This is a genomic window from Kutzneria chonburiensis, from assembly GCF_028622115.1.
In the GTDB taxonomy this organism is placed as follows: domain Bacteria; phylum Actinomycetota; class Actinomycetes; order Mycobacteriales; family Pseudonocardiaceae; genus Kutzneria; species Kutzneria chonburiensis.
Genome location: NZ_CP097263.1, coordinates 495,038 through 515,855 on the forward strand (window position 1 = coordinate 495,038; position 20,818 = coordinate 515,855).

Annotated in this window: 18 protein-coding genes; 6 read left to right on the forward strand and 12 right to left on the reverse strand. The window is 69.7% G+C overall.

Translation table 11 applies throughout. The annotated features are described in order from the left end of the window. Nucleotides 1-2: 2 nt before the first annotated feature. Entirely contained in the window at nucleotides 3-1,394 is a 1,392-nt protein-coding gene (locus M3Q35_RS02445) for a carboxylesterase/lipase family protein (protein ID WP_273939926.1), read from the forward strand. Between the two features lie 139 nt (nucleotides 1,395-1,533). Beyond that, nucleotides 1,534-2,262 (forward strand): hypothetical protein, encoded by a 729-nt coding sequence (locus M3Q35_RS02450; protein WP_273939927.1) that lies wholly within the window; start codon nucleotides 1,534-1,536, stop codon nucleotides 2,260-2,262. Here M3Q35_RS02450 and M3Q35_RS02455 read toward each other — a convergent pair. Both M3Q35_RS02455 and M3Q35_RS02460 read right to left on the reverse strand, forming a co-directional pair. Further along, nucleotides 2,259-3,338, reverse strand: coding sequence for a hypothetical protein (locus tag M3Q35_RS02455; RefSeq protein ID WP_273939928.1), 1,080 nt, complete (start codon nucleotides 3,336-3,338; stop codon nucleotides 2,259-2,261). The two genes, M3Q35_RS02450 and M3Q35_RS02455, sit on opposite strands and share 4 nt — an antisense overlap. Nucleotides 3,339-3,941: 603 nt before the next feature. Beyond that, entirely contained in the window at nucleotides 3,942-4,463 is a 522-nt protein-coding gene (locus tag M3Q35_RS02460) for a snapalysin family zinc-dependent metalloprotease (protein WP_273939930.1), read from the reverse strand. Nucleotides 4,464-4,575: 112 nt separating this feature from the next. On the opposite strand from M3Q35_RS02460, the gene M3Q35_RS02465 reads away from it, so the two are divergent. Next, a complete protein-coding gene (locus tag M3Q35_RS02465; RefSeq protein WP_273939931.1) occupies nucleotides 4,576-5,400 on the forward strand; it encodes an enoyl-CoA hydratase/isomerase family protein in 825 nt (274 codons plus the stop codon). 86 nt (nucleotides 5,401-5,486) lie between these two features. Here M3Q35_RS02465 and M3Q35_RS02470 read toward each other — a convergent pair whose 3' ends face one another. From M3Q35_RS02470 to M3Q35_RS02480, 3 genes are all read right to left on the reverse strand, one after another. Next, nucleotides 5,487-6,518 (reverse strand): CE1 family esterase, encoded by a 1,032-nt coding sequence (locus M3Q35_RS02470; RefSeq protein WP_273939932.1) that lies wholly within the window; start codon nucleotides 6,516-6,518, stop codon nucleotides 5,487-5,489. Between the two features lie 164 nt (nucleotides 6,519-6,682). Then, nucleotides 6,683-7,585, reverse strand: coding sequence for an SDR family oxidoreductase (locus M3Q35_RS02475; RefSeq protein ID WP_273939934.1), 903 nt, complete (start codon nucleotides 7,583-7,585; stop codon nucleotides 6,683-6,685). A gap of 137 nt (nucleotides 7,586-7,722) precedes the next feature. Next, nucleotides 7,723-8,493, reverse strand: coding sequence for a hypothetical protein (locus M3Q35_RS02480; RefSeq protein WP_273939935.1), 771 nt, complete (start codon nucleotides 8,491-8,493; stop codon nucleotides 7,723-7,725). A 283-nt stretch (nucleotides 8,494-8,776) separates the two neighbouring features. Here M3Q35_RS02480 and M3Q35_RS02485 point away from each other — a divergent pair, with 283 nt between their 5' ends. Continuing rightward, nucleotides 8,777-9,883, forward strand: a complete 1,107-nt coding sequence (locus tag M3Q35_RS02485; protein WP_273939936.1) for a glycerophosphodiester phosphodiesterase — start codon at nucleotides 8,777-8,779, stop codon at nucleotides 9,881-9,883. A 157-nt stretch (nucleotides 9,884-10,040) separates the two neighbouring features. On the opposite strand, the gene M3Q35_RS02490 is transcribed toward M3Q35_RS02485, so the two are convergent. The 6 genes from M3Q35_RS02490 to M3Q35_RS02515 all read right to left on the reverse strand — a co-directional run bounded on the left by M3Q35_RS02490 (nucleotide 10,041) and on the right by M3Q35_RS02515 (nucleotide 18,014). After that, nucleotides 10,041-11,810, reverse strand: coding sequence for a substrate-binding domain-containing protein (locus M3Q35_RS02490; protein WP_273939937.1), 1,770 nt, complete (start codon nucleotides 11,808-11,810; stop codon nucleotides 10,041-10,043). A 148-nt stretch (nucleotides 11,811-11,958) separates the two neighbouring features. Beyond that, entirely contained in the window at nucleotides 11,959-13,005 is a 1,047-nt protein-coding gene (locus M3Q35_RS02495; RefSeq protein ID WP_273939938.1) for a hemolysin family protein, read from the reverse strand. Continuing rightward, nucleotides 13,002-14,345 (reverse strand): hemolysin family protein, encoded by a 1,344-nt coding sequence (locus M3Q35_RS02500; RefSeq protein WP_273939939.1) that lies wholly within the window; start codon nucleotides 14,343-14,345, stop codon nucleotides 13,002-13,004. The genes M3Q35_RS02495 and M3Q35_RS02500 overlap by 4 nt, the downstream gene beginning before the upstream one ends. A 97-nt stretch (nucleotides 14,346-14,442) precedes the next feature. Beyond that, nucleotides 14,443-16,002 (reverse strand): amidohydrolase, encoded by a 1,560-nt coding sequence (locus M3Q35_RS02505; protein WP_273939940.1) that lies wholly within the window; start codon nucleotides 16,000-16,002, stop codon nucleotides 14,443-14,445. A gap of 5 nt (nucleotides 16,003-16,007) precedes the next feature. Then, nucleotides 16,008-17,030, reverse strand: a complete 1,023-nt coding sequence (locus M3Q35_RS02510; protein ID WP_273939941.1) for a LacI family DNA-binding transcriptional regulator — start codon at nucleotides 17,028-17,030, stop codon at nucleotides 16,008-16,010. A gap of 60 nt (nucleotides 17,031-17,090) precedes the next feature. Next, nucleotides 17,091-18,014, reverse strand: a complete 924-nt coding sequence (locus M3Q35_RS02515; protein WP_273939942.1) for a LysR family transcriptional regulator — start codon at nucleotides 18,012-18,014, stop codon at nucleotides 17,091-17,093. A 72-nt stretch (nucleotides 18,015-18,086) separates the two neighbouring features. On the opposite strand from M3Q35_RS02515, the gene M3Q35_RS02520 reads away from it, so the two are divergent. Together M3Q35_RS02520 and M3Q35_RS02525 are read left to right on the forward strand one after the other, a co-directional pair. Continuing rightward, nucleotides 18,087-19,004, forward strand: coding sequence for an EamA family transporter (locus tag M3Q35_RS02520; protein WP_273939943.1), 918 nt, complete (start codon nucleotides 18,087-18,089; stop codon nucleotides 19,002-19,004). A gap of 40 nt (nucleotides 19,005-19,044) precedes the next feature. After that, nucleotides 19,045-20,526 carry a peptide MFS transporter gene (locus tag M3Q35_RS02525; RefSeq protein ID WP_273939944.1) on the forward strand — a complete coding sequence of 494 codons (1,482 nt, stop codon included), beginning with the start codon at nucleotides 19,045-19,047 and terminating at the stop codon, nucleotides 20,524-20,526. A 49-nt stretch (nucleotides 20,527-20,575) separates the two neighbouring features. On the opposite strand, the gene M3Q35_RS02530 is transcribed toward M3Q35_RS02525, so the two are convergent. Next, nucleotides 20,576-20,782: a hypothetical protein gene (locus M3Q35_RS02530; RefSeq protein ID WP_273939945.1), complete on the reverse strand. Its 207-nt coding sequence runs from the start codon at nucleotides 20,780-20,782 to the stop codon at nucleotides 20,576-20,578. Nucleotides 20,783-20,818: the final 36 nt, after the last annotated feature.

Consider the following 20,818-nt stretch of genomic DNA (forward strand, 5'->3'; position numbering starts at 1 on the left):
GCATGGCGATCGTCGCCACCAGGAACGGGCGGGTCCGCGGCGTCGATCTCGGTGGGGCGGTGGCGTGGCGCGGCATCCCGTACGCGCAGCCGCCGACGGGGTCGCTCCGGCACCGGCCGCCGCTGCCGGCGGCGCCGTGGTTCGGCGTGCGGGACGCGACGACGTTCGGCGCCCGGGCCATGCAGCCCGTGCTGCCGCCCGAGACCGTTCCCGGGCCGCGACCGTCCGCTGTGGACGATCCACGGCGGATGAGCGAGGATTGCCTGTACGTCAACGTATGCGCGCCTTCTCGCCCTTCGACGGCGCCGCGGCCGGTGTTCGTGTGGATCCACGGCGGCGGGTACCTGACCGGCGCCGGGCCGGACGGCATCGGCGATGGCGAGATGTTCGTGCGCAACCACGATGTTGTCGTCGTCACCTTCAACTATCGGTTGGGGGCCTTCGGTTTTCTCGACGACACCAACTGCGGGGTGCTGGACCAGATCGCCGCGCTGCGGTGGGTGCGGGACAACATCGTGGCCTTCGGTGGGGATCCGCGGCAGGTGACCGTCGGCGGCGTGTCGGCCGGGGCCAAGAGCGTCGCGACGTTGTTGGCCGTGCCGGCGGCGGCCGGGCTGTTCCAGCGGGCCATCTCGCAGAGCGGCGGCGGTGATCACGTCACGACCGTTGACGTCGCGCGGGCCACCGTCGACCGGTTGGGCATCTCCCGTCGGCTGATTCCCGTTGTGCCGGCAGGGGAGTTGCTCGCCGCGCAGCAAGCCGTGTCGCCGCCTTTCTACGGCGTGTGGACGTGGCGGCCGGTCGTCGACGGCGCTCTGCTGTCCGACCTCCCCGTACGGCGGGTCGCCGCCGGCTCCGCCACGAAAGTCGCTTTGCTTGCATCCAGCGCCACGAACGAGTCCGGTGCCTTCGTCGGCTTGGATCCCCGAGCCGCCTCCCACGCGCCCCGCGTGCTCACCCAAGCTTTCGGCGAGGCCCGCGCCAAGGAGATCTTGGCTGTGTACGGCAATGATCTCGCCGCCGTCATGACCGACGAGCGCTACGGCATTCCCACCCTCCGCCTCGTCGACGCCCAGTCGTCCTTCGCCCCGACGTGGCGCTACCTCTTCGACGGCACCCTGCCCGGCGCCATTCCCGCCGCCCACGGCACCGACGTCGCTTTCGCTTGGGGCATCGGCGATTTCGGCGACCCCGCCGCCAACGAGCTCTCCCGCGCCATGCACACCGCGTGGGGCTCTTTCGTCCGCGACGGCAAGGTCCCTTGGACGCCGTACTCCACCGCCACCCGCCCCACCATGATCATGGCCACGCCGCCGCGGCTCGAGGACGACCCCGGCTCCACCCGCCGGCAGGCGTGGGGCGATCTCACCTGGCCTTCCGGCACCTGGTTCTAGCTTCCCCCGAGTTGTGCGGTGGTTCCGTCGGCTGCCCGCGGTTGACGACTCCCTGCGCTCACCACGTCATCGGCCTTCTCCGTCACCCATCCGTCGTCGCCTCCGCCCATCGCCACACCCCATCGCCTACCCTTCCTGGGTGAGCTCGGATCCCTCGCCGCAGCAGCGTGCGGTCGTCCACCCGCAGCCGCCTCGCGAGCGTCGCGCCCGGGTCTGGCTCGGTGGTCTCCTCCTGCTCAGCGGCGGGTTCTTCTTCGGCGACACCCTGCATCGCCTCGACACCGTCTGGGTGATGCTTGCGCAGTGGTGGCCATGGGCGTTGATCGTGTTGGCCGTGGTCAACCTGGCGAGGTCGTTCCTCCGCGTGGAATCCCTGCTTGCTCCCGGTCTCCTGGTGCTGGTCGCCGTGGTCTTCCTGGCCGTGCGTCAGGGGATCGAGGCCGGCATGGTCATCAACTTCGCCGTTCCGCTGGTTGCCATCCTGGGCGGCCTCACACTGCTCGTCTCCGTCGGCTCAGCTGCCGGCCGATCCTGGACCCGGATCCTGGTCACCGGCCGCGTGGAGGCCGTGGGGCCGGTCACCCGGACCTTGCGTCCCCGTGCCGTCCTCGGCGAGGTTCGGGTCGATCTTCGTGGTTGCCCGGGCCGCGCCGACGGTGGCCCGATCGTGGTGCATCCGACGGTGCTGTTCGGACACGTGCGGCTGGACGTACCCAAGCACTGGGTGCTGACGATGAAGCGGGACGGCGCGCTGCTCACTCAGATCCGGGATCCCGGAACGAATCCCTCCGAGGCCGACAGGACGGTAGAACTGGAGATATTCGCGCTCGGCTTTGCCGGTGTGATCAGTGTGGCGCGCGGGGACTAGTCGTGGTGGTAGCGGGGAGTGTCCCCGTTGGCGTCGGCAAGTCCGTGTGCCTCCCGGTCGGTTTCCCTTGGTGCCAACAGGAAGTCGGACAATGCTTCGAACGTGGTGCTCTCCTCCTTCCGTGTCCTCGGGAGTTTGTAATGAAGTGCCTTGAGCATGTCGAATCGGTGTAGGTCGTAAGCGACGTGCAGACACGTGTTGAATCGGGTTGCGGCGGCGATGGAACCCGTGTAGCACAAGCACATCAGGATCAGTGCGAGTGCGGGAATCCAGTAATTGACCGGCTCGCGGTAGAGGCCTGCGACGCCGAGCACCGCGACCAGGAAGAAGCTGACGGTCAGGTTGGCGGCGGTGTCGACAGCGTCCCGAGCGGCGTCGCACACCTCCGCGAATTTCGGCGAGAGCTGTGGGTACAGCCTCGGCCAGGAAGCGATCGTGTTGAGCCGGTACCGCTCGCCGGCTGAGATTTCGCCGGTACGCAGGGCATTGCCCAATGCCGTCGGCAGCAGTGGTGTCGCGTTCGGTCGATCCCAGTCATCCGGATCCAGGCCAGAATCTTGATCGTGGATGCCCTCCACCGGCGCCTCCGGATAGCGAAGTATCCGCTGTTTGACGCGGTCGAGTTCGGATCGGCGGCGGACGCTGTCGCGCAGCGCCGCCGCCTGCTCGGCCAGACCGCGCACCGGCGGCCCGGGTTCGAGCTCTTCATTCAGTTCACTCTCACGTTCCAGCAGCCGATGCAGCCGACGACGTTGGAATTCGATGAACACCGGGGCCAGTCGGGCGGTCGGTGCCCATCCGGACCAGTAGCCCTCCAGCAGGCGCACGACGCGGACCTGGAACGGTTGCAGGATCGCGGCCAGCACGGCGATCGCAACGAGGGCGAGCAGGATCGCGAACGCGTCTGAGGCGGTCGTGCTGGGCAGCACCGCGGACCAGTCGCTGTTGCCGGTGAAACTGTGTGCTCGAAGCAGGGTCCAGAGGAAGAAGACCGGGAGGGCATTGGGGATCAGCACCGTCATCAGCAGTCGGCCGAACGTCGCCGAGCCGGAGGTGAGCAGGGAAGCGAACCACATCGCTGCCTCCTAGGCCCGCCGAAAGTCTGTGGGTGTCGGCTTGGCCGCAGTCGCCCGGAAAACCGGAGCTGGATGGTGCGTGCGCCGTCCCCAGCTTGCTTCGCACTTCAATGCAGTACTCGTCGACCGCGCCGTCCCGAAAATGAGCCGCTCGCCGCAACCGGTACATTTCTTGATAGCGCGTATGGACGTACGGTGATTGTTCGCGCAGTTGGGTGCCCGCACAGGCCGCTGGGCATACACCTGCACGACTTCAGTACAGGTGAAGCAGACCCGCGCGAAACCGTCCCGCCTGGCATGCGCTGTCGGCATGCCAGGCAGCTCTTCACGTTGGTCGAGCAGCAGGAGAGCGATCAGGGTTCGGGCCAGACGAACTGGTCCCATGCTCCTCACCGCCTGATGCCGGGGACGGTACGGGCTACGAGAGTACAAGCGGGGCGGGTGCGGTCCGGATGCCTCTGCCGGGCAGCCAACCCGAATGGAGCAGCTTCAGTCGGTCCACGTCGATGGCGTGGTCTGAAAGGGGAAGCAAGGACAGGGTACGGACCGGCAGACGAACAAGCGCACCCGGCGGAGCCGGGTGCGCTTGCGGACAACAGAAGCTCAGTGCACGGTGTGCGTGGCCAGTGCCGGGGCGAAGCCGTTGGCGAAGTTGGCGTCGACCTGGCTGACCTCGGCCGCCGAGGGGATGGCGTTCTTGCAGGCGGTGCCGGGGCCGTGTCCGGACATGACCTCGCTGCACGGACCGGTGTAGTCGTCGGGCAGGCCGAGGTTGTGGCCGAACTCGTGGGTGATGATCCGGGTCGGGTCGAAGCCCTGGGCGACCTGCTGGCGGTCGATGTAGATGTCGCCGTGGCCGTGCCCGTCGGTGTTGGTGTACGAACCACCGCCGTTGATCTCGTGCAGGCGGATGGTGGCGGTGCCGCCGGCCACCAGCTGCACGTTCTTCAGCCGGGTGTCCCAGTTCTTCACGGCCTGGACGACCTGGGCCGAGTAGTGCGTGATCCCGCTCGCGCTGTAGTGCAGGGTAACCACGGCCGGCGCCGCGTCCGCGGGCGCGGCGACAGCGATGCCGGCCAACGGGAGCAGGGTGGCGGCAAGGCCGAGGGTCAAACGTCGAAGCATCTCGTCACTCCTCTGGCGTGGACGTCCGGCCAGGTTGGCAGGGCCGGATGTGACGCAGCCACCTGCGTTCGTCGGGCCGCTTTCACGGTTGACCCGGGTAATTTGAACGACCATGAGCCTGTCCGAGGAACTCTCGCTCACCGTCGACGGACCGGTGGCGACGCTGACGATCGACCGCCGGGCCAAGCGGAACGCGTTCGCGCTGCGCATGTGGCAGGCGATCCCGGACGTGGTGCGCACGGTCGAGGACGACGAGTCGGTGCGGGTGCTGGTGATCCGCGGCGCGGGCGACGGACCGTTCTCGGCGGGGGCGGACATCACGGAGTTCCAGACGGTGCGCCGAGGCGAAGAGGCCGCGGCGGCGTACTCGGAGGTGGTGCACGAGGCGGAGCGGGCATTGGCAACGATGTCAAAGCCGTCCATGGCGCTGATTCAGGGCTGGTGCGTGGGCGGCGGCTGCGAGCTGGCATTGGCCTGCGACCTGCGAATTGCCGACAACACGGCCAAGTTCGGCATAACGCCGTCGAAACTCGGCGTGGTCTACCACCAGATGTCCACCGCCCGCGTGGTGGAGACGGTCGGCGCGGCCTGGGCCCGGTACATCCTGTTCACCGGTGAGCTGCTCGACGCCGACGTGGCTCTGCGCATCGGCCTCGTGCACGAGGTGCACCCGGTGGACCGGGCCGCGGCCAAGGCCTACGCCCTGGCGGAAACCCTGGCCACCCGCGCCCCGATCACGTTGGCCGGGGCCAAGCAGCTGATCGCCCGGGCCGCCGCCGGCACCGCGGCCGACGACGAATGGGCGCACCGCTGGTACCGCGCCTCCTACGCCAGCCGCGACTACGCCGAAGGCGTCGACGCGTTCGTGGAGAAGCGCCAGCCGGACTTCACCGCCATCCCGTGGCCCAAACTGGACCAGGACGGCGCACCGTCATAACGCCCAGCCGTCACCGTGTCAACACCTTGACGTTGTGAACGGACCGTTCCAAAACTCCGAGTAGAGGAATGGTCCGTTCCGAACGATCAGGCCACGGCGGTGTCGAGGGGGTGGGAGTCGAAGAAGGACCACATGATCTCGTTGGGGTCGATCTTCGGCAGGGCGAAGCCCTTGGCCATGGACTCGGGGGTGCCGGGCCACGAGTGCCGCTGCCCGGTCACGGTGTACAGCACGACCTGGCGGCCGTCGCCGCAGTTGCTGAACGTGGTGCTGACAACCCCGGGCACGACCTGCTTCTGCACGCCCTTGCCGCAGTGGTCGGCGGCGGCCCAACGCTGCGCGGCGACGGGCACGCTGTAGGACCAGTAGAGCTGCTTGCTGCCGTTGTACGGGTTGGTGCCGTCGGAGGTGCCGTGGAAGGACAACACCGACTGCGGCCGGCCCAGCTTGCAGTTGCCGGGCATGCGCAGCCCGGACATCGGGGCGATGGCGGCGATCTCGCCGGCCAGCTCGCAACCCAGCTGCGAGGTCATCCGGGCGCCGCCGGAGAAGCCGGTGATGTACACCCGCTTGGGGTCCACGCACAGCGCCTTGTTCATGGCGGCGATGGTGTCCCGGATGAACTGCACGTCGTTGGGCGCGCCGTGCGGGACGGGCACGCCGTTCATCAGCGGCACGCCGGGCACGTTCCAGGCGAAACCGTGGGACTTGCCGGCGATGAACGGAATGCCGGCCTGGGGCGCGACGACCACGAAGCCGTGTTTGTCGGCGGTGGCGGCGATTTCCGAACCGGCCAGCTGCTGCAGCGGGGTGCTGCCGCTGCCGTGCAGGTCGAGCACCATCGGGATCGGCTTGCCGCCCGGCTTGTGCCCGTGCGGGTAGTAGACGACGACGGTGCGCCGCATCCCGCCGGACATCACGTGCTGGGTGCTCAACCCGGCCGGCACGTCGGGCTTGGCGCAGGTGGAGCCGGTGGCGGCGGACACGGCGGCCTGGGGCGACGGCTTGATCGAGGAACCCTCGACTGCACCGGACGCGCACGCGGTAGCGGTCAGCGCGACCAGGAGCGCACCCGTGGCAAGCACGGTGCGGCGGCGCGTGGCGGCGGCGGTACTCATCGGCGGTTCCTCTGGCGGCGGCGGTGGGGCCGACGTCGTCGTCGACGGTCGGCCCCAAATCTACGTTAAGAAGATTCTGAATTTTCCCTGTAGACGTGTTATCCGCCGGTGGGGTTGCAAACGTTCCGCCTGACAACGTTGTCATCGGCCGGATGTGGCCGGGATTACACGGTGTGCGGGCGCAACAGGTCGGCCAGGCCGATCCGCTCGTAGAAGGCCGAACGCAGGCGGTCGGCCACGGCGTTGACGACCTCGGCGCCGTCCTGCGACGGGTCGATGTGGGTGCGCAGCGGGCGCCGGCCGAACGGCGTGTCGACCACGCGGACCACGGCCCGGGCGACCTCGGTCGGGTCGGCGTCGGCCGGCTCGAGCTCGGTCAGCTTCTCGGTGATCTGGGCGCTCAGCCCGGCGTAGAACTCCTCGTACTGCTCGGCCACGGCGGTGTCGGCCGGCCGGCCCGAGTTGGTGAAGTGGTTGGTGCCGCCGGTGAAGGCGCCGGGCACGATGATCGAGGTCTCGATGCCGAACCGGGCCAGCTCGACGGCGTAGCTCAGGGCCAGCGAGTCCATGGCCGCCTTGGCCGCGAAGTACGGGGCGAGGTAGGGCGGCGTGCCGGCCCGGGCCGAGCTGCTGCTGCTGTTCCACACGACCAGGCCGCGGCGGGCGGCCCGCATGTGCGGCAGCACGGCGCGGTTGACCCGCTGCGAACCGAGCACATTGGACTCGTAGAGCTCGCCCAGCTGCTCGGGGGTGAAGGCCTCGGCCGGGCCGAGCACCATGTGGCCGACGTTGTGGAACAGGACGTCGATCCGGCCCTCCTCGCCGACGATCCGGGCCACCGCGGCGTCGACGGACGCCTGGTCGGCCACGTCCATCTCGACCGCCCGCAGCTTGACGCCGTTCTCGGCGGCGTACTGCTGGATCTGTACGACCTTGCCGGCGTTGCGCCCGGCGGTGGCCCGCATGCCGGCGTACACGGTGTGACCGGCGTCGGCCAGCCGGTGCGCGCTCATCCAGCCGAAGCCGCTCGACGCGCCGGTGACGACCACGACCTGCTGCTCGCTCATGGTTCCTGCTCCTCATTTGTGGACGGTGTGTACATATAAGCATTTAGGAGACAGTGTGTCCATATCTACGGGTGTGACGGCGGTCATGACAAAGCGGCCCGACCTCGCAGAGGTCGGGCCGCTGGTGAGCGCGGGGATCAGTGCACGGGGACGGTGGCGTGCCCGTTGGCCGGGCGGTTGGCGTCGCCGAACAGGTCGAGGGCGGTGTTGCCGGGCGGCAGGTCGAGGGTGAACAGCGTGACCGGGGAGCCGTTGTTGCCCGACGCATACGCCTCGTACCACGGGAACGCGTCGACCAGGCCGCTGAAGCTGACCGCGCCGGTGAACGGGTCGACGCTGAACCAGCCGTTCATGTCGGCGGCGGGCGACCCGGACAGCAGCGGCATCGACGCCGAGCCCTCGTACCAGATGTGCACGGTCTGGTCCTGGATGTGCGGCTCGGCGAAGCCGCCGTGGCACTCGGCGGTCTTGCTGTCGACCACGGTGCCGTGCGCGTCCAGCGCGTGCGACTCGCCGCACATGTTCCACTGGAACGAGATGTGCGGCCGGCCGGTGTTCAGGCCGACGATCTCGACCTCGGAGTGGATCCGCGACGAGGCGTGGATGTCCGAGCTGTAGCCCCGGTTGTCGCCGGCGAAGTACTGGTAGTTGAACAACAGCCCGGCGCCGGGCGGCGAGTCGACCCGCTCCGGCGAGATGAAGGCGTTGATCCAGAACTTCACGGTGTGCAGCCCCGCGTGCGACCAGTCCGGCGCGGTGGCCACCGGCGGCGCGGTCGTCACGCCGCCCGGCAGGCCGCCGTCCAGCGCGTCGGACGACGCGTGCGTCGCGTGCACCGGCTGCCAGTGGGTGCCGTCCCACCACCAGTTGCCGTCTTCGGACCGATGAGCGCCCTCGGGCACAGTCATGTCGCCTCCCCCTGTAGGAGAGGTCAATTCTCACCGCGACCGCCGGCCCGGCCCATGTCCGTTCGGACGGCCGAAGAGGCAGCCGGCGCAGCCCGCCAGTTGCCACATGCGCTTCCCATGTGGCACCAGGGCGCAAGTGGGAAGCGCATGTGGCGCGAGAGGTGGTGGGGGTTGGTCGGCGTGGATACGCTGCACGCGGGGCCCGACCGGTGGGGCTTTACCTGTCGTTGACGGGCGCTTGTGGGTAGGTTGGCGCGGATTCCGCACCGAGGGAGCCTTCACCATGAGCAGAACCCGGATCGCCGGGATTGTGCTGGCCGTCGCCGCCGTCGCGATCACGGCCATTCCCGCGGCCAACGCGGTGCCGCAGTCCCCGGACCACGCCTCCGGCCCGACGGTGATCGGCCACCGCGGCGCGTCGGGCTACCGGCCCGAGCACACGCTGGCCTCCTACGAGCTGGCCGCCCGGATGGGCGCCGACTACGTCGAGCCCGACCTGGTGTCCACAAAGGACGGGGTGCTGGTCGCCCGGCACGAGCCGGAGATCGGCGGCACCACCGACGTTTCCAAGCACCCGGAGTTCGCCGACCGCAAGACGACCAAGATGCTCGACGGCGTCGCGGTCACCGGCTGGTTCACCACCGACTTCACGCTGGCCGAGCTGAAGACGCTCCGTGCGGTCGAGCGCCTGCCGCAGGTCCGCCAGCGCAACACGGTCTACGACGGCCGCTACCAGATCCCGACCTTCCAGGAGATCATCGACCTGGTCCAGCGGCTGGACCGGGAGCTGCACCGGGACATCGGCATCTACCCGGAGACCAAGCACCCCACCTTCTTCAAGAACCTGGGCCTCGGCACCGACCAGAAGCTGGTGGACACGCTCAACCGCAACGGCCTCAACCGGCGAGGCGCCAAGGTGTACGTGCAGTCCTTCGAAGTGGGCAACCTCAAGGCATTGCACCGCCAGCTGCGGGTGCCGCTGATCCAGCTGACCGAGGCCACCGGCCAGCCGTACGACTTCACGGTCAGCGGCGACAAGCGCACCTGGGCCGACATCACCTCGGCCGCCGGCCTGCGTGAGGTTGCGACCTACGCACAGGGCATCGGCCCGGACAAGAACCAGGTCATCCCGCGCGACGCCACCGACCACCTGGGCAAGCCGACCTCGCTGGTCAAGGACGCCCACGCGGCCCGCCTCAAGGTGCACCCGTACACGTTCCGGCCGGAGAACGTGTTCCTGCCGGCCGACTTCCGCTCCAGCGCCGACCCGACGGCCTACGGCAACCTGTTCGGCGAGATCGAGACGTACCTGCGGGCCGGCATCGACGGCTTCTTCACCGACACGGCCGACATCGGCATCGTGGCGCGCGACGAGTTCCTGCAGGGCTGAGAAATGCCGGGCCGAGAAAAAGCTGGGCCGAGAAAGGGCTGGAGCCCCTGTCCGGGGGTAGGCAAGGGCTCCAGCTGTCGCCTGCCACCAGGGGGATTGGTAGCGGCAACCTCAGCTTAAGGCCAATGCGGCCCACCCGGGGCCGCATTGGCGGAACTCAACTGCTGGTGGAGAGCAGCTGGGCCAGCGCGGCGTCCACCCCGTTGCCGTTCTGCACCGAGGCGAGGCTGCCGCCGGTGTCCTGGGCGATGGCGCTGAGCTGGTCGTGGTCCACGTTGCCGCCGACCGCGATGATGTTGACCGACACCGGCCGCTTGCCGTCCTTGAGCTGGCCGAGCTGGGTGCGCAGCTGGTCGAACGTCGTCCCGCCGTCGTTGCGGCCGGCGACCACGACGACCACCCGGTTGTGCTTGCCGTCCTGGTAGTTGGCCAGCACCGACTGGTACACCGCGAGAATGCTGCCGTAGAGCTGGCTGCCGTTGCCGGGGGCGAGCTTGTCGATGCCGGCGTGCAGCTGGTCGGTGCCGGAATCGATGCGCACCACCGGCACCAGCTGCTTGTACGGCTTGTCGCCGTCAAGACCGGCCGCGTACGCCCACAGCCCCATCGAGCCGGACACCGTCCGGTTGACCTCGCCGGTCAGCGCGTTGCGCACCGCCCGCACGCCGTCGGCGCCCATCGCCGGCGAGGTGTCGACGAGCACCGACAGCACCTCGTTGCCCAGCGCGGCCGCGGTCCAGCTGGCCGAGATGTCCTGGGTGGTCGTGGCGTCGGCCGGCACCAGCGTCTGCGACGTGGCCGGCCAGCGCATGCCGACGGCGTCGGTCGGGTGGTCCGGCGTGGCCGCCACCCGCAAACCGGCCGTGGCGAACAGCTTCTGCTGCGCCGGCTGCCGTACGAAGTCGCGGAACTGCTGCGCCGCCTTGTTCTGCGTCGAGCCGACCCAGCTGCCCGAGAGCGTGACGAACGGGAAGTCGGCGGCCGGGGTGGCGCCGCCCATGGCCACCTCGTACAGCGGGGTCGCCGGCTTGGGCGCGCCGTCCTTGCCCAGGTTGCGCCGGTACAGGTCGACCTCGGTCACCGGCACCGCGCTGTAGCTGGCGGTGCCGATGTCGGCCGCCTTGGCCAGGCCGTCCAGCGCGTCCAGCGTGTCGGCCGGCGCGCCGGAGGCCCGCGAGTTGGCCAGCTTGCTGATGGTGTCCTTGGCCCCCTGCTGACCCAGCAGATCGGTGGTGACCGGGCCGGCGCCGTTGGCGGTTGCGCCGGCCAGCGCCGACTGGACGGCCAGCGCGGTCGCCGGGTTGGTCGCCGGATCGGGCATGGCCAGCCGGAACTTGCCCCACTGCGGCTTGCCGTAGCCCGACCAGCCGCTCGGCGCCGAGGTCAGGCCGGGCAGGTCGGTCCACTGCACGAGGTTGCCGCTGGCCAGCGCGTCCGCGCCGGCCTGCTGGGTGGCCAGCACCACCGGGCTGGTGGCGATGGACTGCGGGGCGGTGCCGACGATGCCGTTGTTCTGCGCGGTCAGCCGGTTGGCCCACAGCATGGAGTCGGGCAGCCACGCCGCCGGCTGCTCGCCGAGCTTGCCGCTGTCCCACTTGGTGGTCAGCCCGGTCAGCACGGTCTGCGAGTCGACCGACTGCACCTGGAGCCGTACGCACTCGTCGTCGATGACCGGGTGCGTGTCGGTCCAGCGCTGGGCCGCGTCCCGCACCGGCTGCGCGATGCTCGGCGTGACGGCCACCCGCAGCACCACGTCACCGCCGGTGCAGCCGTTGGCCTCGGCGGCGGCCCGCCGCTCCAGGACGCCGCCCAGCCAGGTCCAGGCCAGCCAGCCCAGCAGGATCAGCACCACCAGGCCGGTGATCGCGACCGGCCACTTGGCCATCCGCCGCCGGACCCGCGTCACCAGTGCGCGGTGTCGAGCCATCACGTCCCTCTCCGAGGCCCCCAGGTCAACTAGGTGAAAGGTGACCGACGGGCTGTGACATCTGCGTCATGAAAGCGCAGATTCTGCCCTACGCGAGAAGGCGGCGGTGCCCGATCGGGGGACTGGCCCCCCGACCGGACACCCTGGGTCACCGTCCGCTTACGTGAGTGCCATCCCGGACGGTGCCTACGTACTCCTCGACCAGGTCTTCCAGTGCCACCACGCCCAGCTGCTGCCCGTCCGCGTCCACGGCCCGGGCCAGGTGGCTCTGGGCCCGCCGCAGCGCGGCCAGGGCGTCGTCCAGGCGGGCGTCGGCCGGCAGCTCCGGCAGGCCACGGACCCGGTTGCGCGGCACCGGCGTGCCCGGCGGCTGGTCGGCCAGGTCCAGCACGTCCTTCACGTGCAGGTACCCGACCAGCCGGCGATCGGCCCCGAGCAGCGGGAACCGGGAGAAGCCGGTCGCGGCCACCGCCGCCTCCACGTCGCCAACGGTCGGCTCGGCCGGCACGGTGGTCAGCCCGTCCAGCGGCACCAGCACGTCCTTGACGGTCCGCGCCGCCGAGGACAGCGTCTTGGCCAGCCGCCGGTGCTCCGGCTCGTCGAGCAGGCCTTCCTGCCGGGACTCGCCCAGCAGCGAGGCCAGCTCGTCCGGCGTGTAGGCGCCTTCCAGCTCGTCCTTGGGCTCCACCTTGATCAGCCGCAGCAGCGCCTGCGAGATCGCGGTGAACGCGTTGAGCAGCGGCCGGGTCAGCCGGCAGAACGCGAAGTGCACCGGCACCAGCCACAGCGCCGCCCGCTCCGGGCCGGCGATGGTCAGGTTCTTCGGCACCATCTCGCCGATCACCGTGTGGCAGAACGACACCACGGCCAACGCGACCACGAACGAGATGCCGTGCACCACGGTCGCCGGCACGCCCAGCGGGGCCAGCGGCTCCTCCAGCAGGCTCGCCACGGTCGGCTCGGCCAGCGCACCGAGGGCCAGCGAGCACACCGTGACACCGAGCTGCGCGCCGGCGATCAGCAGCGGCAGCTGCTGACCGGCCCGGATCACCGTGCGGGCGCGTTGCTGCCCCTGCCGGGCCAGCTCCTCCAGCCGGTCCCGGCGGGCGGTGATGATCGCGAACTCGGCGCCGACGAAGAAGCCGTTGCCCAGCAACAACACCACGGTCAGGAACAAGGCGAGCACGTCGTTCACGCCGTCACCTCGCTCGGGGCCGGGGCGGGGACCTCGCTGACCTTGGCCACCCGCAACTCGGCGATGCGGTGCCGGTCCATGGCCATCACGGTGATCCGCCAGCCGTCCACCCGCAGCTCGTCGCCGACGTCCGGGATCTCGCCGAGCCGGGTCAGGACCAGGCCGGCCAGGGTCTCGTAGTCGCCGTCGGGCATGCGGAAACCGGTGGCCTCGGCCACCTCGTCCTCCCGCAGCAGCCCGGACACCATCCAGCTGTCCCGGCCCAGCGGCCGAACCGGCGCCTTCTCGCGCCGGTCGTGCTCGTCGCGGACGTCGCCGATGATCTCCTCGACCAGGTCCTCCATGGTCACGATGCCGGCGGTGCCGCCGTACTCGTCGACCACGATGGCGATCTGGAGCCCGGAGCCCAGCCGTTCCAGCAGCGCGTCGGCCTCCAGGCTCTCCGGCACCGTCGGCACCGGCCGCATGAGCGAGGCCATCGGCGTGGTCCCGCGTTCGGCCGCGGGCACACCGAAGACCTGCTTCACGTGCACGACCCCGCGCACGTCGTCGAGGTCGCCCTCGTGCACGAGGAAGCGCGAGAAGCCGGTGCGCAGCGCGGCGGCGGTCAGGTCGACCACGGTGTCGTCGCAGCGCAGCGCCTCGACCTGCACCCGTGGCGTCATGAGCTCGTCGGCCGTGCGGTCGCCGAAGCGCAGCGACCGGTCCAGCAGCGTCGCGGTGCCCTGGTCGAGGGTGCCGTGCGCGGCGCTGGAGCGGACCAGCGAACCCAGCTCCTGCGGCGACCGCGCCGACCGCAGCTCCTCGGCCGGCTCCACGCCGAACCGGCGCACGATCCAGTTGGCCGAGCCGTTGAGCACGGTGATCGGGGCCTTGCAGGCGCGGGAGAAGGCGTACTGGAAGCCGGCCACCGCGCGCGCGGTCTGCATCGGCCGGGCGATCGCCAGGTTCTTCGGCACGAGCTCGCCCAGCACCACCGACAGCGCCGACGCCAGCAACAGCGCCAACGCCGCGCCCACGGCCTCGGCACCGCCGGACGGCATGCCGACGGCCGTCAGCGGCACCTCGATCAGGTCGGCCAGCGCCGGCTCGGCCAGGGCACCGGTGACCAGAGTCGCCAGCGTGATGCCCAGCTGGGCACCGGACAGCTGGAACGACAGCGTGCGGTGCGCCTTCTGCACAGTGCGCGAGCGCGCGTCGCCGACCTGGGCGACCGCCGTGTCGACCTGGCTGCGTTCCAATGTGGTCAGGGAGAACTCCGCCGTCACGAACACCGCGTTGGCCGCGGTCAGCAGCAGCACGGCGAGCAGACAGAGGACGTCGAAAAGGTAGCCGGTCATCGCGGACTCACGTCCGTGACCGGGTTCGTATCGCAGCCGGGGCTTTCCCCCGGCTCACTACTGTGGCCAGGTGACCGCGCGTCAGGCACGGAGACAGTCACTCCTCAGATGGTGAACGTGGCACGTCAACTGCCAGTGTAAGGGCTGCGTATGTGCGACGGCCGGACAGCCACGTGTCCGTCACGAAGATTTCGTGCGGTGGTGTGTGCGCCGGGTCACCGTTCAGGCACACCAGGTCAGCACGGCGGCCCACCGCGAGCTCGCCCCACTCGCGCTCGGCCTGCGCCTGCCACGCCACGCCCGTGGTCTGCGCGGCGAACGCCTGCGCCACGTCCAACCGCTCGCCGGGCAGCCATTCCCGGGTGATCGCGATGCGCAGGCCCGCCAGCGGATCGGCCGGGCTGACCGGCCAGTCGCTGCCGAAGGCCAGTCGCGTGCCCAGCCGGGCCAGCGTGGCGAACGGGTACTGCCGGCCGGCGCGGACCGGGCCGAGCCGGGGGATGGTGAGCTCCGTCATCAGCGGATCGGTCTGCGCCCACTGCGGCTGCACGGTCGCGATCACGCCCAGCTCGGCGAATCGGGGCAGGTCCGCCGGATCCACCACCTGCACGTGGGCGATCACCGGCCGGCGATCCCACGGTGGATTGGCGTTGCGTGCCCGTTCGACGGCGTCCAGGGCCGCCCGCACGGCCGCGTCGCCGATGGCGTGCACGTGAACCTGGAACCGCTCGGCGTCGAACGCCGTGATCGCGGCGGCCAGCTCCGGCGGCGACCACACCGGCATCCCGTGCGAATGCGGCACATCCACGTACGGCTCCAACATGGACGCCGTGCCGGTCTCGATCACACCGTCGGCGAAGAACTTGACCGTGCGGGCGGTGAGCAGGTCCCGACCGAAGCGCTTGACCCGTTCCCGTTGGACGGCGAAAGCGTGGACCTGATCGCGCCAGTGGTCGGGATCGGCCCGCTGGGCCAGATCCGCCCGGAACAGCAGTCGTTCCTGTTCCACGGCAAGGAGATACGCGTCCACCATGGCCGGTTCGACCCAGGCATCCTGCACCCACGTGACGCCCGCGGCGGTGTAGGTTCGGCCGGCTTCCTCCAGCGCCGCAACGAGATCCTGCTCCGGTGGAATCAGGTCCAGCACGAGATCGCAGGCGTGCCACTCCAGCAGTGTCCCCAGTGGACTGCCGTCGTCACGCCGCAGAATCCGCCCCAGCCGCGGATCCGGCGTGTCTTCGCTGATCCCGGCCTTGCGCAGGGCGGCGGTGTTGCACCACACCGCGTGATAGTCCCGGGACCGCAGCGCCACCGGCCGGTCCGGCACGACCGCGTCCAGCCAGCGGGCGTCGAACGCGCCGTCGGCGGCCAGCGTCGGGTCGTAGCTCGCGCTCAGAATCCAGCCGTCGCCCGGATTCTGCTCGGCCCAGTGGCCGACCGCCGCCACGATGCCGTCCACAGTGGACTCGTCGGTGATCGGCGGCCCCTGCCGTTCCAGGCCGCCCAGCACGGGATGCGCGTGCCCGTCGCCGAAGCTCGGCGACAGGAAACCGCTTCCCAGGTCAACGACATCCGTGATGCCCAGCTCTTCGGCATCCGGTCCGATCGCGACGATCCGGTTCTCGGCGATGGCCACCGACTGGGTGGCCGTCCTCAACAGGATCAAAGCTTCCGGGTGCTTTCCCGCAGCACGACCTCGGCCGCGATGCGCACCGTGCGCGGGCTGCCGTCGTGGTCACCCAGCGCCATGTGCGCCGCCCGCGCGCCCATCTCCTCCAGCGGCAGCCGGACCGTGGTCAGCGTGGGGGAGACGTCCCGCAGCGTCGGGATGTCGTCGAAACCGGCCACCGAGATGTCCTCCGGCACCCGCACCCCGGCCGCCCGCATGGCCGCCATCGCACCCAGTGCCATCACGTCGTTGACGGCGAAAACACAGGTCGCGTCGGTGCCTTCGGCCAGCAGCTCGGTCACGGTGTCGTAGCCGCCGTCGCGCGTGAACTCACCGTACCGAATGGACTCCTCGGCCAGCTCGACGCCGGATTCGGCCAGCCCTGTCCGGAAACCCGCGACGCGGTCCCGACTGGTCAGCAGCTCCTCCGGCCCGCCGAGCACGACGAACTTGCGGTGCCCCAGCTCGGCCAGCGCCACCGCCAGCGCCTTGGCGCCGGCCCGGTTGCCCGGCACCACCGTGTCGACGGCCAGCTTGGCCTGCGACACGCACGCCACCCGGCCGCCCTGCTCGGTGAACGCGGCGACTTCTTCGGCCAGCTTGGCCGTGATGGACCGCTTCGTGGTGCGGCTGCCGATCATCACCACGGCCTTGGCCCGGTGTCCGCGCAGCGTGGCCAACAGCTCCCGCTCCCGGTCGGCGCTGCGCGCGGTCGTGCCCAGCACCACAACCAGGCCGGCGTCCTCGGCCACCCGGGTGACACCGGCGGCGATGCTGGAGAAATAGGGATCGGCGATGTCGTGCACCACCAGGCCGACCAGCGAGCTGCTGTTGCGCGCCAAGGCCTGCGCCGAGGCGTTGGGCAGGTAGCCGAGCGAGTCCGCGCTGGCCATCACCCGGTCCCGCAACGGGTCGCTGACCTGCCGATCGCTGCCGTTGATCACCCGTGACGCCGTGGCCAGCGAGACCCCGGCGTGCCGGGCCACCTCCGCGAGCGTGATCTGCCGTCCGGGCACGGGCTCACTCCCTTCGCCAACTGAACAGGGACAGTACCGGTGACCTGTGGACCGGACGCGTCACCGGTCCCGGCTTGTCGCGGACAGGGCGCGGGTTGTCACACGCCTGAGCGCGTCGGCCGTGGCCTTGATCGCCGGGCGACGACTTGTCCGCTCCCGCCACACCGTGAACAGCCGTCGCGTGGGCACCGGCTCCAGCGTCACCGCGACCACGTTGTCCGGCAGTGCAGCGCGGCCCAGTCTCGGCATCAGCGCGATCCCGATGCCGGCGCGCAGGAACTCCAGCTGGCTCTGGTATTCCGGGACCACGTAGGACACCACCGGCTCGTGGCCGGTCGAGCGGACCGTGGCGACCAGCCAGTCGTGGCAGATCGATCCCGGCGGCTGGCACAGCCACCGCTCGCCGACGAGATCCTCGGCCCTGACGGCTTTTCGTCCGGCCAGCCGGTGATCGGCCGGCACCAGCAGATCGGCCACGTCCTCGCCGATCACCTCACGGGCCAGGTCGTCCGGCATGGCCAGCGGGGCGATCTGCCAGTCGTGCACCACGGCCACGTCGAGTTCGCCGCGCTGCACCGCCGTGACGGCACCCGGCGGATCGATCTCCACCACGGTCACGTCCAGCGCCGGGTGCTCGACCATCAGCTCGGAGACCACCGACGGCAGCAAGCCGCGGCAGCCCGTCGCGAACGCGCCCAGCGCCACGTTGCCGACCGGTTGGCCGCGCTGCTCCTCGAGCTGGATCTCCGCCTGCTCGACGAGCTTGAGCACCTCGGCGGCGGTGTCGGCCAGCGCCTGGGCCGCGTCGGTCAGCACAACACCGCGGCCGCGGCGCTCCAGGAGTGTGGTTTGCGTCTCCCGCTCCAGCTTGTTCAGCTGCTGCGAGATCGCCGATGGCGTGTAGCCCAGCGCCTCCGCGGCCCCGTTCACCGAGCCGTAGACGGCAATCGCGTGCAGCGCCCGCAGCCGACCCAGGTCAATCATGTAGCGATGCTACCGCGAACCGTGAAGAACTATTTGCTGGTGCTTAACTGATCGGCCGCCGAAGCTGACGACATGCACCCTCGTCACCTGCTCGCGGCGGTCGTCGTCGCCCTCATCTGGGGCATCAACTTCGTCGTCATCGACATCGGCCTTGAGCACTTTCCGCCGTTCCTGTTCACCGCGCTGCGCTTCACCGTCGCCGCCGTGCCGGCGGTGTTCTTCATCGGCCGGCCGCAGGTGCCGTGGCGTTGGGTGTTGGCGGTCGGCCTGTCCATCGGCGCTTTCCAGTTCGGCTTGCTGTTCCTCGGCATCCATCTCGGCATGCCGGCCGGACTGTCCTCGCTCGTGATGCAGTCGCAGGCGGTGTTCACCATGGCCTTCGCCGCGCTGCTGCTGGGGGAGCGGCCGGGGCGTTGGCAGATCGTCGGCATGGTCATCGCTCTGGCCGGCATGGGGTTGGTGGCGTTGGACTACGGGCAGGCCAGCCCACTGCTGGCGTTCGTATTGGTCCTTGCGGCCGCGGCCAGCTGGGCGTTGGGCAATGTCGCCACCCGTAAGGCCGCGCCGCCGGACGCCTTCAAGTTCATGGTCTGGGTAAGCGTCGTCCCGCCATTGCCCATGTTCGCGTTGTCGTTGCTGGTCGAGGGCGTCGGGCCGGACCTTCAGGCGCTGACCCGCGTGACCTTCCCGGCGCTGTTCTCCCTCGGCTTCGTCGCGTGGCTGTCCACCCTCGTCGCCTACGGCCTGTGGGGCATGCTCATTCGTCGTTACGGCGCAACGACCGTTGCTCCTTACTCTCTGCTCGTGCCCGTGTTCGGAATGTCGTCGTCGGCGCTGGTGCTGCACGAGAAAATGTCCGGCATCGCGATCGCCTCGGCCGGCCTCGTGATCGTCGGCGTCGCTCTGACCTCGGGTTTCGGCCAGAAGCTGACGGGGTGGCAACGGGCTCGGACGGCCGCGCGCTATGGTGCGGGCCACGACGTTGAGTGAACGTCGTATTGACTGAGAGTGCACCACAGGAGGTAGTCGGTTGAGCGCCACCGTTGAGAGCGCGAAGCCGCCCCAAAAGGGCTTCTTCGGCCACCCTGCCGCTCTCGGGCCGCTGTTCTTCACCGAGTTCTGGGAGCGCGTCTCCTACTACGGGATGCGCGCGATCCTGCTGTTCTTCATGTACAGCAAGCTCAGCGAGGGCGGCCTGGGCCTCGATCCGACACTGGCCAAGAGCCTGATGTCGATCTACGGCGCCAGCGTGTTCATGTCCGGTGTCGTCGGCGGCTGGCTGGCCGACCGCGTCCTCGGCTCGCGCCGGGCCGTGCTCTACGGCGGCGTGCTGATCATGTGCGGGCACATCGCGCTGTCGTTCCCCTCGGGCGTGGCCGCGCTGTACGTGTCGATGCTGTTGATCACCATCGGCACCGGTCTGCTCAAGCCGAACATCTCCAACATGGTCGGTGGCCTCTACGACGAGAAGGACCGCCGCCGCGACGCCGGCTTCTCGATCTTCTACATGAGCACCAACCTCGGCGCCGTGGTCGCGCCCCTGCTCGTCGGCACCCTCGGCCAGCAGGTCAGCTACCACCTCGGCTTCTCCGTGGCCGCCGTCGGCATGTTCCTGGCGCTGGTCATCTACCTCTTCGGCCGCAAGCGCCTCGCCGCCGTCGGCGATGCCCCCGGCAACCCCCTCACCGCCGAGGAGCGGGGCAAGGTCCTCACCCGCATCGGCATCGGCGCCGTGATCGTCGTCGTCGCCTTCATCGGCGTCGTGCTGGCCGGCCTGTTCACCGTCAAGCTGGTCATCAACGTCATCAGTGCGCTGGGCATCATCCTGCCCACCGCCTACTTCGTGACCATGATCCGCAGCAAGCAGGTCACGTCGGTCGAGCGGTCCCGGGTGATCGCCTACATCCCGTTGTTCATCGCCTCGTTGTTCTTCTGGATGATCGAGGAGCAGGGTTCGGTGGTGTTGGCCGACTACGCCGACAAACGCACCGACCTCCACATCGGCGGTCTCCCCCTGCTCGCTTCGTGGTTCCAGACCCTCAACCCGGGTTTCATCGTCGTCTTCGCGCCCCTGTTCGCGCTGCTGTGGACCAAGCTCGGCTCCCGTCAGCCCTCCACTCCCGTGAAGTTCTCCCTCGGCCTCGGCCTTGCCGGCCTCTCGTACCTCTTGATGATCCTGCCGGCCGCTTTGTACGGCCCCGACGCCAAGGTCAGTCCTTTCTGGCTGGTCGGCAGCTTCTTCATCGTCATCATCGGCGAGCTCTGCCTTTCCCCGGTCGGCCTCTCCGCCACCACCCGCTTGGCCCCCAAGGCCTTCGGCGCCCAGATGATGAGCCTCTGGTTCCTCTCCGACGCCGCCGCCCAGGGCATCTCCGCCCAGATCGTCCCCTTCGCCACCCCCCAAACGGAGATCCCCTACTTCGGCATCGTCGGCGGCGTCACCATCGTGTTGGCCATCGGCCTGCTCTTCCTGGCCCCCGCCATCTCCCGCAAGATGCAGGGCGTCGACTGAGTTTCCGTTGCCTGGCAAAGGGCCTCGTCCTTGCGGACGGGGCCCTCTGTCATGGCATCGCCGCCGACACCAACGCCTTTGCCTTGCGCAGCGCCCGGTCCCGGATCACCGGCGGCTCCGCCCGCAGCGACATCGCCTCCGCCAGCGCTTCCATGCAGTCATCCCACTCCGGCGGTCTTTCCCAGCGTGGATCGTCCGGCGCCCAGCCGTGAAAGCAGCTCAGCAGCGCCAGTCCCACCGCCACCACGTACGCCACTTGGTTCCCGTTGCCCTTCGGCATCCGTCGTCGCGG